We start from the raw sequence: 13465 nt of genomic DNA, 5'->3' as shown, positions 1-13465 counted from the left end.
TCACCGCGTTGACCAGGATGGGCGCACCGATCGTCCACCCCCGACCGGTTCCGGGACCGGCGGCGTGCCGCCTCTCCCGCTGTCCACCGCCGGGTCCGCCCGTACCGGCTGCGCCGGCTCGCCCGCTCCCGTCCAACGCGAAAGGCGGCGACAGATGCCCCGACCCGTTTCCTCCTCCCGGCGACGACGGCTCTCCGTGGCGACCGCCGCCGGTGCCGCCCTGCTGATGCTGGCCAGCCCGGCCACGGCGGTCACCGGTGCCCCGACCGACGGCTCGCGTGCCGCCGCACCCGTCCCCCTCGACCGCCCCGCCGACGAGCAGGCGTCCGTGGTGGAGGTGTTCCTCGCCGACCAGGCCGCGCTGGACGAACTGGTCGCCACCGGCGTCGACCTCGACCACCACGTCACCCGCACCGGGACCGGGATCGTGGTGCACGCCGTGGTGACCCCGACCGAGACCGCGGCGCTACGGCGGATGGGGTACCGGATCGGCGCGACCCTGCACGACCCGGCCGACTCCGCGCAGCGGATCGCCGAACGGGAGGCGACGATCGCCGGGCACCGGGCCGACAACCGCCGGTTCTCGGCGACCCTCGCCCCGTCGGCGACCGCGTCGGACGTCCGGATCATCCGCGCCGACTACTACACCTCCGGCACCGACCAGGTCCTGTCGGTCGAGGCGAAGTGGGGCCAGGGGCAGACGGCCACCGGCGCGCTGACCGTGGCCCGGGACAGCGGCCCCGGGACGGAGATCGGCTCCGGCGGCACCCAGACCATCTCCCGGTTCGTCGACGCCGGGGTGTACCTGTACCACCGGGGCGCGGCCCCGGTCACCGCCCGACCGCACCGGATCCAGGTGACCAGTCCGACCGGGGACGTGGCGGTAGCCGAGGTCACCGAGTGGCTGCCGATCCCGGACGACGACCCGGAGGGGCCGGGCTACCAGAAGGACTTCGTCACCAGCTACCTGACTCCGACAGAGCTGTACGCGCGGATCCGGCAGCTCGCCGCCGACCACCCGAGGCTGGCCGAGGTGGTCGAGCTGCCGTACAAGACGAACGGGTACCGCCGCAAGGCGCAGGTGGTGCTGGGCGGCACCGCCGCCGACCGGGTCGCGGTCGACTCGCTCGCCTGGGGCCACCAGGGCGGCAACGACATCTCCGTGGAGCTGGCCGACCCGGGTGCCGCCGACCGGCCGCTCACCGTGACCGTCACCGGCCCGGCGGTCCGGGTCGAGCTGGCCACCGACGCCGCCGGGGCGGTCACCAGCACCGCCGCCGAGGTGGTCGCGGCGCTCAACGCGCGGGCCGGCACGCTGGTCCGGGCCTACACCTACCGGGGTGACGCCGGGGCCGGAGTCGTCGCCCCGGTCGCCCGGACGCCGCTGACCGACAACCTGAAGGCGCCGGCGAGCGTGTCCCGCGACCCGCACCCGGTGTACGCGATCCGGATCGGCAAGCACCGGGACGGCTCCCGCACCGGCGTCCTCGCGTACGCCCAGGAACACGCCCGCGAGTGGGTGCCCCCGTTGGTGACCATCGAGACCGCCGAACGGCTGCTGCGCAACTACGCGCACGACCGGCAGACCCGGCAGTTGCTGGACACCCTGGACATCTGGATCGCCCCGTCGATCAACCCGGACGGCGGGCACTACTCGTTCTACGACTTCGCCTCGCAGCGCAAGAGCATGACCAACCACTGCCCGGCCGGGGACGCGGCCGACGCCCTGGCCCGCAACTCCTGGGGCGTGGACAACAACCGCAACTACACCGAGTACAGCCTCTTCGACGGGTACGCGGGCGCGTCGTCGAGCTGCACCAGCGGCAGCTACGCCGGGCCGTCCGAGCTGTCCGAGCCGGAGAACCGGAACCTGGACTGGCTGGCCCGGCGCGGGAACATCAGGTTCTCGATGAACCTGCACTCCTCCGGCAACTACTTCATGTGGCCGCCCGGGGCGTACTCGCTGCCGGACCGGGTCTCCGCGCCGCGTCCGACGCTGGCCGAGGAGTCGTTCTTCTGGGGCGCCTCGTCGCGGATCCTCACCGCCATCAAGCGGCACCGGAACCTGGCGGTCACCCCGGCGCGGACCGGCCCGATCTCCGACGTGCTCTACTCGGCGGCCGGCAACTCCGGCGACATGCTCTGGTACCGGTACGGCATCTACGCCTGGAACTTCGAGGTCGGCAGCAGCTTCCAGCCGGCCTGGGACGAGGCGCACGAGCAGACCCTGGAGTACGCCAACGGCCTGGTCGAGCTGATGCGGGTGGCCCGCGACTTCGACAAGGACCGCAGCCGGCCGGAGAGCACGATGACGGTGACGCCGAACGACACCCCGGGCATGGTGAGCGTGCGGTTCGAGGTCAGCGAGCCGGCGGCGGTGTTCTACACCCTCGACGGCGGGCGACCGACCTACGCGTCCACCCTGTACGCCTCGGCGGGCATCCGGGAGGGGGCGGAGACGCTGACCGTACCGGCCGGCGCTCGGGTCCACTGGTTCTCGGTGGACGCGGCCGGCAACGTGGAGGGCAACTACCGGCCGGACGGCCACGGTCGTAACTTCAACAAGGACCGGGCGGTGCTGCCCCCGGGCTGACCCGGGTGACCGGGCGAGGGTGCGGGGCGGCGGCCGACCTGGCCGTCGCCCCGCACCCGTCTCGGGATCAGGGTCGCCGGCTTGCCCGCCACACCGACAGCCATCCATACTGACAAATGTTCCTGAGCCGGACGTGATCGGGCACCGGGCAGTTCCCGATCGGAACCTCCCCGCCATCCCTGATGCTCAGGAGGAACCTGTCCCATGACAGCCAGACTCAAGCTGCTGGGGGCTGCCCTGGTGGCCGTCGCGATCACCGTGTTGGCCGCCGCGACGGTCCCCGCGCCCGCGTCCGCCGCGGCACTGACCGAGGTGACCGGCTTCGGCCCCAACCCCAGCAACCTGCGCATGTACCTGTACGTCCCGGACCGCGTCGCGCCCCGGCCCGCCCTGGTGGTCGCGGTCCACTACTGCACCGGCAGCGGACCGGCGATGCACTCCGGCACCCAGTACGCCGCGCTCGCCGACCGGTACGGCTACATCGTGGTGTACCCGTCGGTGACCCGCAGCAGCAAGTGCTTCGACGTGTCGTCCCCCCAGGCGCTGCGGCGCGGCGGCGGCAGCGACCCGGTGGGCATCATGTCCATGGTCGACCACGTCCGGCAGCGGTACGACGTCGACCCGGCCCGGATTTTCGCCACCGGCATCTCCTCCGGGGCGATGATGACCAACGTCCTGCTCGGCCTCTACCCCGACGTGTTCAGCGCCGGTGCGGCCTTCTCCGGCGTACCGTTCGGCTGCTTCGCCACCACGGACGGGTCGGAGTGGAACAGCCAGTGCGCCAACGGCCAGGTCATCCGGACGCCCCAGCAGTGGGGGGACCTGGTCCGCGACGCCCACCCCGGATACACCGGTCCGCGTCCGAGGATGCAGACCTGGCACGGCACCAACGACGAGACCCTGCGGTACCCCAACTTCGGTGAACAGATCAAGCAGTGGACCAACCTGCACGGGTTGAGCCAGACGCCCACGTACACCGACAGCCCGCAGCCCGGCTACACCCGCACCCGCTACGGCGGGTCCGGTCCGACCGCCCCGGTCGAGGCGATCAGCATGCAGGGCGTGTCGCACAACCTGCCGGTCGACGCCGCGCAGGCGATCCGCTTCTTCGGCATCGACACCACGCCACCGACCAGCGCACCGCCGACCACGCCGCCACCGAGCACGCCCCCGCCCGGTCCGGGGACCTGCCGGATCGGCTACACGGTCAGCGCCTGGAACACCGGCCTGACCGCGTCGGTCACCATCACCAACACCGGCGGCACCGCGGTCGACGGCTGGAACCTGACCTTCCCGCTGCCCGCCGGGCAGACCCTGACCAGCGGGTGGAACGCCACGTACGCGCCGTCGAGCGGGACGGTCACCGCCCGCAACGTCGCCTACAACGCCACGATCGCCCCGAACGCCTCGGTCAGCATCGGTTTCCAGGCCACCCACACCGGCGGCACCGGAGCACCCACCTCGTTCGCCCTCAACGGCTCCACCTGCTCCACCGGCTGAGCCGACACGACAGCGGCGGGACACCATCCGGTGTCCCGCCGCCGAGTGGCCGGACGGGCAGACCGCGCCGGGTCAGCCCGCCGTGCAGGTGGGAGTGCCGGTCGGACCGGTACCGGTGCCCTGGAACCCGAACTCGGTGCTGGCACCGGGGCCCAGCCGACCGTTGAAGTCGACGTTGCGGAAGGTCAGCGCGCCGGTGCTGCCGCTGCCCCGCGCGTTCCAGGTGTTGGTGACCGCGCTGCCGGACGGCAGGGTGAGGCCGACGGTCCAGCCGTTGAGGCCGGCGGCCCCGGCGGTGACCCGGACCGTGGCCACGAAACCGCCGGTCCACGAGTTGAGCGACACCGTGGCGGCGCACGCCCCGACGGGCGGCGGGGTGGTCGGCGGAGGCGTGGTCGGGGGCGGGGTGGTCGGCGGGGGCGTGGTCGGCGGCGGGGTGGTGCCGCCGCCGTTCAGGGCGTTCAGGGTCGAGGTGTACGCCGCCTTCTTGTTGCCGTTGCCGTCGAACAGCAACGGGGTGCCGCTGGCCCGCCAGGAGTCGGTGTCCCGGATGCCCCAGACGGTGATGCCGGTGCACCGCGCCACGGCCAGGCAGGCCCGGACCACCCGGTCGTAGTTGTCGGCCTGGGCCTGCCCCGAGCCCTCGATGTCCAACTCGGTGATCTGCACGTCGACACCGAGCGCGGCGAAGCTCGACAGCGTCGTCTGGTAGTTGGCCGGCACCGGTGACTGGGGGTTGAAGTGGGACTGGAGGCCGACGCAGTCGATCGGTACGCCCCGGGCCTTGAAGTCCCGGACCATGGTGTAGACCGCCTGCGTCTTGGCGTGCGTCCAGTCGTCGGTGTTGTAGTCGTTGTAGCAGAGCTTGGCGGTCGGGTCGGCGGCCCGCGCGGTCCGGAACGCCACCTCGATCCAGTCGTTGCCGGTGCGCTGGAGGTTGGAGTCGCGGCGCGCTCCGCTGCCGCCGTCGGCGAACGCCTCGTTCACCACGTCCCAGGAGTGGATCTTGCCCCGGTAGTAGCTGGCCACCTGGGTGATGTGGTTGACCATCGCCGACCGCAACGCGGTCCCGCTCATGTTCTGCGCCCAGCCGGGCTGCTGCGAGTGCCAGGCCAGGGCGTGCCCGCGCACCATCATCCCGTTGGCCCGCGCGTGGTTGACGATCCGGTCGGCGTTGGCGAAGGCGAACTGGCCCTGCGACGGTTCGGTCGCGTCCCACTTCATCTCGTTCTCCGCGGTGACGGAGTTGAACTCGCGGTTGAGGATGCCGACGTAGACGGAGTCGGAGAGCTTGTTCGCGGCCACCGCGGTGCCGAAGTAGCGGCCCGACTCGCCGGCCGCCGTGGCGAGGGTGGTCCCGGCACTGGCGCTGGAGGACGCCACGACCACCGTGGTGGCGACGAGGGCGACTCCCAGCGCGGCCGACAACCACGCCACGCGGCTTCGTGGTCCGGCCGCCGGACGCCCGCTGTCGCGGGCGAACAGGTCGTTCATGACAGCTGCCTTTCGCTGAGCTGCACGGATGGGGAAGGTCGCCTCGACCACTGCCCCACCACGGCGGCCGGCTCGGCGTCGGCGTGGTCGCCCGGAAGCCACGTCGACCGGTTCGGCTGCTCGACCACCATGGGTTGATCGAAGCTCCTGCATCCGCAGAGTATCGAAACAATCCCGAAACCTCAACGGTCAAGCAGACGCCTGCCACCGCCGCCAACGCCCGCCAGACGACGCGCCGGAATGGCGACGCCCCGCACGAGCAGGGCATCTGGCGAGTACGCGCATGGCGCGAGGATGAGCACCAGCCGCCGGCATCGATCAGAATTTTTCCGATAGTTTCGGTTGTCGTGGGGGTGTCTCGCCAGCGGTGGCGAACTGCGCGGCGAGCCAGCTGAGCTGGTGACGCTGCTGCACGGCCTCGCCCCCCTCGTGCTGGTTGAACGGGTAGACGTGAATCTCGCGGGCCGGCGGGGTGGGCCGGCCGTTGCCGGCACCGTACTGGTTGTAGGCGGCGAAGCCGGTGCTCGGCGGGCAGACGGTGTCCCGCAGCCCGATTCCGAACTGCGCGGGTGCGACCGCCCGGCGGGCGAAGGCCACCCCGTCGACGTAGGACAGGGTCCGCCGGACCGCATCCTCGGCTCCCCGGTTCGCGGCCAGGTAGCCGACGATCTCCCCGTACGGCGAGGCGTCGGTCAGCTCGACGGCCCGTTGGACGTGACAGAGGAAGGGTGCCGTGGTGAGCACGGCGGCCAAGTCGCCGACGAGCCCGGCCACCGCGAGGGCGAGCCCACCGCCCTGGCTGTTCCCGGCGACGACGACCCGGCTGGGGTCCACCCCGGGCAGCGCCCGGACGGCTTGGACCGCGCGGACCGCGTCGGTGATCAGCCGACGGTAGTAGTAGTCCCCGGGCGCCAGGATGCCCCAGGTCACCGGCCACGGGCCGCCGGGTGCTCCGGCGCGGGGGTCCGGAGTGTCGCCGGCACCGTAGCGGCCGGACTGACCCCGGGAGTCCATCAGCAGGTGGGCGTAGCCGGCGACCGGCCACATCAGCCGTTCGTGCGGCAGGCTCCGGCCGCGGCCGTAGCCGAGGTACTCCACCACGGCGGGCAGCGGATGGTCGACGCCGGCCGGGCGGGTGTACCAGGCCCGGACCGGGTCGCCCCCGAACCCGGCGAAGGTGACGTCCCAGGTGTCGACCAGGCGCAGGTCCGTCGGTTCGGCACGGACGTCGACGAGCACCGGGACGGCCGCCGCCTCCCGCAGGGTGCTCTGCCAGAACGTGTCGAAGTCGTCCGGCTCGGCCACCACCGGCGTATAACTCCGCAACTCGTCGAGGGGAAGGTCGAACAGGGGCATGGCGCCCTCCCGGGGGCCGGGGCTGGACGGGTGGGCCGGAGTCGGAATCCAGCCGACAAACCGCCGATCAGCATCCGAAAATTTCGGCCCACCTTACCAGTCGAGCAGCGCTATGCGGAGACCGTCATCTATTCTCTGAGCAGCCCGTTCGAGCGGCAGAGCGGGCGTCACGGGCGCTTATCGTCGCTCCTGAACAGCCCGTTCCGAGCCTTGACAGGCCCGGCCGGCGCCCTTAGGTTGCCCGACACGAGCACCGAATCGGTTTCCGAAACTTTTCGAAGTCTGGCGCGGCGGCCACGTGCGGCGATCGACCCCACCGGGGCGATCCGTCGGCACCGACCGGAGGGATGTGGCATGGAGAGTCTGTTGCCCGTCGACGAAAGCCCGGTGTCCCCCGACGCCGGTCGGTGGCGGGACCGGACCCTGTCCCCCGCCGAACGGGCCGACGCGCTCATCCCGTTGATGACCCTGGAGGAGAAGATCGCCCAGCTCGTCGGCGTCTGGGTGGGCGCGGACGCCTCCGGGGAGGGGGTCGCCCCGCACCAGGCCGACCTGGTCGACGGCGGGTTGTCGTGGGACACCGTCATCCGTCACGGACTCGGTCAGCTCACCCGGCCGTTCGGCACCGCGCCGGTCGACCCGGTCCAGGGGGCACGCTCCCTGGCCACGGCCCAGGCGCGCATCGCGGCAGCCAGCCGGTTCGGGATCCCGGCCCAGGTGCACGAGGAATGCCTGACCGGCTTCGCCGCCTGGCGTGCGACCGTCTACCCCGCGCCGCTGAGCTGGGGCGCGTCCTTCGACCCGGAACTGGTCGAGGAGATGGCACACCGGATCGGCCGGTCCATGCGCGCCGCCGGGGTCCACCAGGGTCTCGCCCCGGTGCTGGACGTGACCCGCGACTACCGGTGGGGCCGCACCGAGGAGACCATTGGCGAGGACCCGTACCTGGTCGGGACCGCCGGCGCGGCGTACGTCCGGGGCCTGGAGTCCGCCGGGGTGGTCGCCACCTGCAAGCACTTCGCCGGCTACTCGGCGTCCCGGGGCGGACGCAACCTGGCCCCGGTGTCGATGGGCCGCCGGGAACTGGCCGACGTCATCCTGCCGCCGTTCGAGATGGCGCTGCGGCTGGGCGGCGCCCGCTCGGTGATGCACTCCTACACCGAGATCGACGGGGTGCCCGTCGCCGCCGACGAACACCTGTTGACCCGGGTACTCCGCGACGAGTGGGGGTTCACCGGCACGGTCGTGGCGGACTACTTCGCCGTCCGTTTCCTGGAGACCCTGCACGGCGTGGCCGCCGGACCGGCGGACGCCGCCCGGCTCGCCCTGCGCGCCGGCATCGACGTCGAACTGCCCACCGTGGACGCCTTCGGCGCTCCGCTGGTGACGGCGGTCCGCTCCGGTGCGGTCGAGGAGGCACTCGTCGACCGCGCGCTGCGCCGGGTGCTCGTGCAGAAGATCGAACTCGGCCTGCTGGACGAGGAGTGGCAGCCGTCCCCGGACGGCCTCGACGGCCTCGTGTTCGACGACGAGGCCGACCGGGACGTCGCCCTGCGCCTGGCCCGCGAGTCGGTCGTCCTGCTGCGCAACGACGACGGGCTGCTGCCGCTGGCCCCCGGGCGACGCGTCGCGCTCGTCGGTCCGGTCGCCGACGACCCGATGGCCCTGCTCGGCTGCTACTCGTTCCCGCTGCACGTGGGGGTGCGGCATCCCGGGCACGACGTGGGCGTGGACATCCCCTCGCTGCGCGACGCCCTCGCCCGGCTGCACCCGAACCTCACCCACGTGCCCGGCTGCGCGGTCACCGGCGAGGACGCCTCGGGCATTGCCGCCGCGGTCGCCGCCGCCACCGAGGCGGACGTGTGCGTGCTGGCCGTCGGGGACCGTGCCGGCATGTTCGGCCGGGGCACCTCTGGCGAGGGCTGCGACGCGGTCGACCTGCGGCTGCCCGGCGTGCAGGGCGACCTGGTCCGCGCCGTGCTCGCCACCGGCACCCCGGTGGTCCTGGTGCTGCTCACCGGACGGCCGTACGCCCTCGGCCCCGAATTCGACCGGGCCGCCGCCGTCGTGCAGGCGTTCTTCCCCGGCCAGCGGGGGGCGCAGGCGGTGGCCGAGGTGCTCACCGGCGCGGTGAACCCGTCCGGGCGGCTGCCGGTCAGTGTGCCCCGGGACGCGGGCGGACTGCCGGGCACCTACCTCTCCCCCGTCCTGGGCCGACGCTCCGAGGTGTCCTCGGTCGATCCCACCCCGGCCTTCCCGTTCGGCCACGGCCTCGGCTACACCAGCTTCGACTGGAGCGACCCGACCGTCCGGGACTCCGCCAGCGGGCCGGAGACCGGCGGTACCGGTCCGGGGACCGGAGACGGCCGGCCGGGGACCAAAGACGGCCGGCCGGAGACCGGGATCCTCCGGCCGGTCGACTGGGCGGTCGACGGCGAGGTCCGCGTCGGGGTCACCGTCCGCAACACCGGTACGCGCCCCGGCACCGAGGTCGTCCAGCTCTACCTGCACGACCCGGTCGCGCAGACCACCCGGCCGGTGGTCCGCCTGGTCGGCTACGTCCGGGTGCCGCTGGAACCGGGCGCGGCGGCACGGGTCGTCTTCGAGGTGCCCGCGGACGTCACGTCCTTCACCGGCGTGCACGGGCGACGCGTCGTCGAGCCCGGCGACGTGGAGCTTCGGCTCGCCCGGTCCAGCGCCGAGGTGGTCGCCGCCCTGCCACTGCGTCTGGTGGGTGCCGAACGCGAGGTCGGCCACCGGCGTCGACTGGTGTCGACACCGTACGTCGAACCCGTCCTCCCGCAGCACGCCTAGGGGGTCGACGATGCCCACCCCCGGCACGCTGCGCCCGCCACCGGACCGGGGTCGCACCGTGCCGCCCGGCGTCCTTGACCGAGCCGTCCGCGACCGAGGCGGTGCCGTCCGCCGTCGCCGGACCCGCCACGGTTGGCGGCGGGCACTGCGCCGGGACTGGCAGCTCTACTCCCTGGCCGTTCTGCCGCTGCTGTTCTTCCTGGTCTTCCGGTATCTGCCGATGGCCGGGAACGTGATCGCCTTCCGGCGCTTCGAGCCCGGCGGCAGCATCTTCGGCGAACGGTGGGTCGGCCTGCGGTACGTCCGGATGTTCCTCGGCGACCCCACGTTCTGGGAGGTGTTCACCAACACCCTGGTCCTGGGCACGCTGACCCTGCTGTTCTGCTTTCCGCTGCCGATCGTGCTGGCCCTGCTGCTCAACGAGGTCCGGACCCGTCGGCTCAAGCGGTTCGTCCAGTCGGTGTCCTACCTGCCGCACTTCCTGTCCATCGTGATCGTGGCGGCGATGGTGATGCAGCTGCTCTCGGTGGACGGCACGGTGAACCAGGTCGTCGGCGCGTTCGGCGGCGAGGAGGTGCCGTTCCTGCAACGGCCGGAGTGGTTCTGGACCATCTACGTCTCCTCCGAGGTCTGGCAGACCGTCGGCTGGGGCACGATCCTCTACCTCGCCGCGCTGACCACGATCGACGACGACCTCTACGAGGCGGCCCGGATCGACGGCGCGAACCGGTGGCGGCAGACCTGGCACGTCACCCTGCCCGGCATCCGGCCGACCATGGTGACCCTGCTGATCCTCAACATCGGCACGTTCATGGCGGTCGGGTTCGAGAAGATCCTGCTGCTGTACAACCCGTTGACCTACCCGACGGCCGACGTCATCTCCACGTACCTGTACCGGATGGGCTTCGAGTCCAGCAACTTCAGCTACGCCGCCGCGATCGGGCTGTTCGAGGCCCTGATCGGGCTGGTCCTGGTCCTGACGGCGAACACGATCTCCCGCCGCACGGTCGGGACGAGCCTGTGGTGACCGTGGACGCCGGGACGGACCGGCAGCGGGCCCGCCGGCCGCGGGGACCCCGGCCGACCCGGGGGTACCGGGTGTTCCAGGCGGTCAACGCGATCGTCCTGACCGGCGTCGTGATCGTGACGCTGTACCCGTTCGTCACCATCGTCGCCCGGTCGCTCAGCGACGAGGCGTACATCATCGCGGGAAAGGTGAACCTCATCCCGCGCGGGTTCGACCTGACCTCGTACAAGCTGGTGACCTCCGATCCGCTGTTCTGGACGAACTACCGCAACACCGTGGTCTACACGGTCGTCGCCACGGCCATCTCGATCGTGCTGACCACCTGCTACGCGTACGTGCTGTCGAAGAGGGACCTCCGGGGCCGGGGCGCGCTGGTCGGCGTCGCGGTGTTCACCATGTTCTTCTCCGGCGGGCTGATCCCCAACTACGTGCTGATCACCAGCCTGGGCCTGAAGAACACCATCTGGGCGGTGGTGGTGCCCAACGCGATCAACGTGTTCAACCTGCTGGTGATGAAGGCGTTCTTCGAGAGCCTGCCGACCGAGTTGGAGGAGGCCGCCGCCGTCGACGGACTGGACACGTACGGCATCCTGCTGCGGATCGTGCTGCCGCTGTCGAAGGCGATCATCGCCACCATGGTGCTGTTCTACGCGGTGTCCTTCTGGAACTCGTGGTTCACCGCGTTTCTCTACCTGGACCAGCAGGAGATGTTCCCGGTCACGGTGTACCTGCGCAACCTGATCGTCGGGGCCACCGGCGCGGGGTCGGCCGGCGGGGTCGCCGACGCCGACGCGGTCCAGGCCGCCGCCACCCTCCAGTCCGTCACCATCGTGCTCACCACGCTGCCGATCCTGCTGGTCTACCCCTTCGTCCAGCGGTACTTCGTGTCCGGGGTCATGCTCGGCGCGGTCAAGGGCTGACCGGCTCCACCCACCCCACCACCACCCGAACCGAAAGGACGAGCCATGGTCCACAGAACATGGCGCCGCGCGGCGATGGTCGCGGCCGGTCTGCTCACGCTCAGCCTCGCCGCCTGCTCCGAGGACTCTCCCGAGGCGAAGGACCTCACCGGGAACCGGGCCGGCGCGATGGCCGAATACGGCGTCGGCGACCAGTTCAAGGCCACCGCGCCGGTCTCCTTCTCCGTCCTCTACAACAACCACCCGAACTACCCGCTCAAGAAGGAGTGGCTGTTCTGGTCGGAGCTGGTCAAGCGGACCAACGTCACGCTCGAACCGGTCGCCGTGCCGCTGAGCGACTACGAGCAGAAGCGCAGCCTGCTGATCGGCGCGGGGGACGCGCCGATGATCATCCCGAAGACGTACCACCCGCAGGAGAACGCCTTCGTTTCCTCCGGCGCGATCCTCCCGGTCAGTGACTACCTGGACCTGATGCCCCACTTCAAGGACCGGGTCGCCACGTGGAACCTGCAACCGGAGATCGACTCGCTACGGCAGTCGGACGGCAAGTTCTACCTGCTGCCCGGCCTGCGCGAGAAGCCCATCCAGGACTACTCGCTGGCGGTGCGGGCCGACATCCTCGACCAACTCGGCCTGGCCGTGCCGAAGACCTGGGACGAGCTGCACGGCGTGCTCAAGGCGATGAAGTCGCGCTACCCGGACACGTACCCGTTCTCCGACCGGTGGAGCAAGCCGACCCCGGGCGGCGCCCTGCTGAACATTCTCGGCAGTTCCTACGGCACCCAGGCCGGCTGGAACTATCAGCACGCCACCTGGGACCCGGTGACGAGGACGTTCGCCTACACCGGCGGCAGCGAGCAGTACAAACAGATGCTCCAGTACCTCAACAAGCTGGTCACCGAGGGGCTGCTCGACCCGGAGAGCTTCACCCAGAGCGACGACGCCGCCCGGCAGAAGCTCGCCAACGGCAAGTCGTTCGTCATCAGCGCGAACGCGCAGACCCTGGTCAACGACAACCGGCCGGACCTGGCGAAGACCCAGCCGAACGCCCGGCTGGTGAAGATTCCACTGCCGGTCGGCCCGGCCGGGGAGATCAACCCGGAGACCCGCATGGAGAGCGGCATCATGATCTCCAAGAAGGCCCGGGAGAGCGAGCACTTCGTGGCGATGATGCAGTTCGTCGACTGGCTCTGGTACTCCGACGCCGGCCAGGAATTCGCCCGGTGGGGCGTCGAGGGGACGACGTACACGAAGGACGCCGCCGGCAAGCCGACGCTCACGCCGGACGTGAACGTCGTCGGACTCAATCCGACGGCCGCCAAGCACCTCCAGAAGGACTTCGGCTTCTACAACGGCGTGTTCGCCGCCTACGGCGGTAGCACCGACCTGATGCGGTCCTTCTTCTCGCCCGAGGAGCAGGAGTTCCAGAAGGTGATGGACACCCGGCAGCCGAAGGCGGTGGCACCGCCGTACCCGTTCACCGACGAGGAACGGGAGCAGGTGTCGCTCTGGGAGACGCCGTTGAAGGACCACGTCACCCAGAACACGCTCAAGTTCGTCCTCGGGCAGCGGCCCCTCACCGAGTGGGACGCGTACGTCGCCGAACTGCGGGCGAAGAACGCCGAGCAGTACATCGACCTGGTCAACAAGGCCCACGACCGCTATCAGAAGGACAACGGCTGATTCCCGGTCGGGCCCGGGACAGCGGGCCCGACCGTGCCGCCGGCCCGGCGCGGTGCCGCTCCGCACCGGGCGGGCCGG

The 13465-nt window shown here is 71.3% G+C and carries 8 protein-coding genes; 6 read left to right on the top strand and 2 right to left on the bottom strand.

Features of this window, described 5'->3' with window-relative positions; translation table 11 throughout:
- The first annotated feature begins 154 nt into the window (after positions 1 to 154).
- Both ACIBJE_RS09380 and ACIBJE_RS09375 read left to right on the top strand, forming a co-directional pair.
- A complete protein-coding gene (locus ACIBJE_RS09380) occupies positions 155 to 2593 on the top strand; it encodes a M14 family metallopeptidase (RefSeq protein WP_396745445.1) in 2439 nt (812 codons plus the stop codon).
- A gap of 204 nt (positions 2594 to 2797) precedes the next feature.
- Positions 2798 to 4093 carry a PHB depolymerase family esterase gene (locus ACIBJE_RS09375; RefSeq protein WP_396745443.1) on the top strand — a complete coding sequence of 432 codons (1296 nt, stop codon included), beginning with the start codon at positions 2798 to 2800 and terminating at the stop codon, positions 4091 to 4093.
- A 72-nt stretch (positions 4094 to 4165) separates the two neighbouring features.
- Here the strand turns inward: ACIBJE_RS09375 and ACIBJE_RS09370 are convergent, their stop codons facing one another.
- Both ACIBJE_RS09370 and ACIBJE_RS09365 read right to left on the bottom strand, forming a co-directional pair.
- Positions 4166 to 5587: an endo-1,4-beta-xylanase gene (locus ACIBJE_RS09370; RefSeq protein WP_396745440.1), complete on the bottom strand. Its 1422-nt coding sequence runs from the start codon at positions 5585 to 5587 to the stop codon at positions 4166 to 4168.
- A gap of 318 nt (positions 5588 to 5905) precedes the next feature.
- Entirely contained in the window at positions 5906 to 6943 is a 1038-nt protein-coding gene (locus ACIBJE_RS09365; protein ID WP_396745437.1) for an acetylxylan esterase, read from the bottom strand.
- A 354-nt stretch (positions 6944 to 7297) separates the two neighbouring features.
- On the opposite strand from ACIBJE_RS09365, the gene ACIBJE_RS09360 reads away from it, so the two are divergent.
- Genes ACIBJE_RS09360 through ACIBJE_RS09345 form a run of 4 tightly spaced genes read left to right on the top strand, consistent with a single transcriptional unit; the run spans position 7298 to position 13387 of the window.
- A complete protein-coding gene (locus ACIBJE_RS09360; RefSeq protein WP_396745434.1) occupies positions 7298 to 9757 on the top strand; it encodes a glycoside hydrolase family 3 N-terminal domain-containing protein in 2460 nt (819 codons plus the stop codon).
- Between the two features lie 10 nt (positions 9758 to 9767).
- Entirely contained in the window at positions 9768 to 10784 is a 1017-nt protein-coding gene (locus ACIBJE_RS09355; protein ID WP_396745431.1) for an ABC transporter permease, read from the top strand.
- Positions 10781 to 11704: a carbohydrate ABC transporter permease gene (locus ACIBJE_RS09350; RefSeq protein ID WP_396745428.1), complete on the top strand. Its 924-nt coding sequence runs from the start codon at positions 10781 to 10783 to the stop codon at positions 11702 to 11704. The genes ACIBJE_RS09355 and ACIBJE_RS09350 overlap by 4 nt, the downstream gene beginning before the upstream one ends.
- A gap of 45 nt (positions 11705 to 11749) precedes the next feature.
- Positions 11750 to 13387, top strand: coding sequence for an extracellular solute-binding protein (locus tag ACIBJE_RS09345; protein ID WP_396745425.1), 1638 nt, complete (start codon positions 11750 to 11752; stop codon positions 13385 to 13387).
- Positions 13388 to 13465 lie beyond the last annotated feature (78 nt).

This window comes from Micromonospora sp. NPDC050187, from assembly GCF_044459745.1.
Classification (GTDB): domain Bacteria; phylum Actinomycetota; class Actinomycetes; order Mycobacteriales; family Micromonosporaceae; genus Micromonospora.
This window is presented reverse-complemented; position numbering and strand designations above follow the sequence as displayed.

What these genes read in the sequence shown, in the direction of transcription:
- ACIBJE_RS09380 (WP_396745445.1), top strand. Translation starts at nt 155, where the DNA reads ATGCCCCGACCCGTTTCCTCCTCCCGGCGACGACGGCTCTCCGTGGCG.
- ACIBJE_RS09375 (WP_396745443.1), top strand. Translation starts at nt 2,798, where the DNA reads ATGACAGCCAGACTCAAGCTGCTGGGGGCTGCCCTGGTGGCCGTCGCG.
- ACIBJE_RS09370 (WP_396745440.1), bottom strand. Translation starts at nt 5,587, where the DNA reads ATGAACGACCTGTTCGCCCGCGACAGCGGGCGTCCGGCGGCCGGACCA.
- ACIBJE_RS09365 (WP_396745437.1), bottom strand. Translation starts at nt 6,943, where the DNA reads ATGCCCCTGTTCGACCTTCCCCTCGACGAGTTGCGGAGTTATACGCCG.
- ACIBJE_RS09360 (WP_396745434.1), top strand. Translation starts at nt 7,298, where the DNA reads ATGGAGAGTCTGTTGCCCGTCGACGAAAGCCCGGTGTCCCCCGACGCC.
- ACIBJE_RS09355 (WP_396745431.1), top strand. Translation starts at nt 9,768, where the DNA reads ATGCCCACCCCCGGCACGCTGCGCCCGCCACCGGACCGGGGTCGCACC.
- ACIBJE_RS09345 (WP_396745425.1), top strand. Translation starts at nt 11,750, where the DNA reads ATGGTCCACAGAACATGGCGCCGCGCGGCGATGGTCGCGGCCGGTCTG.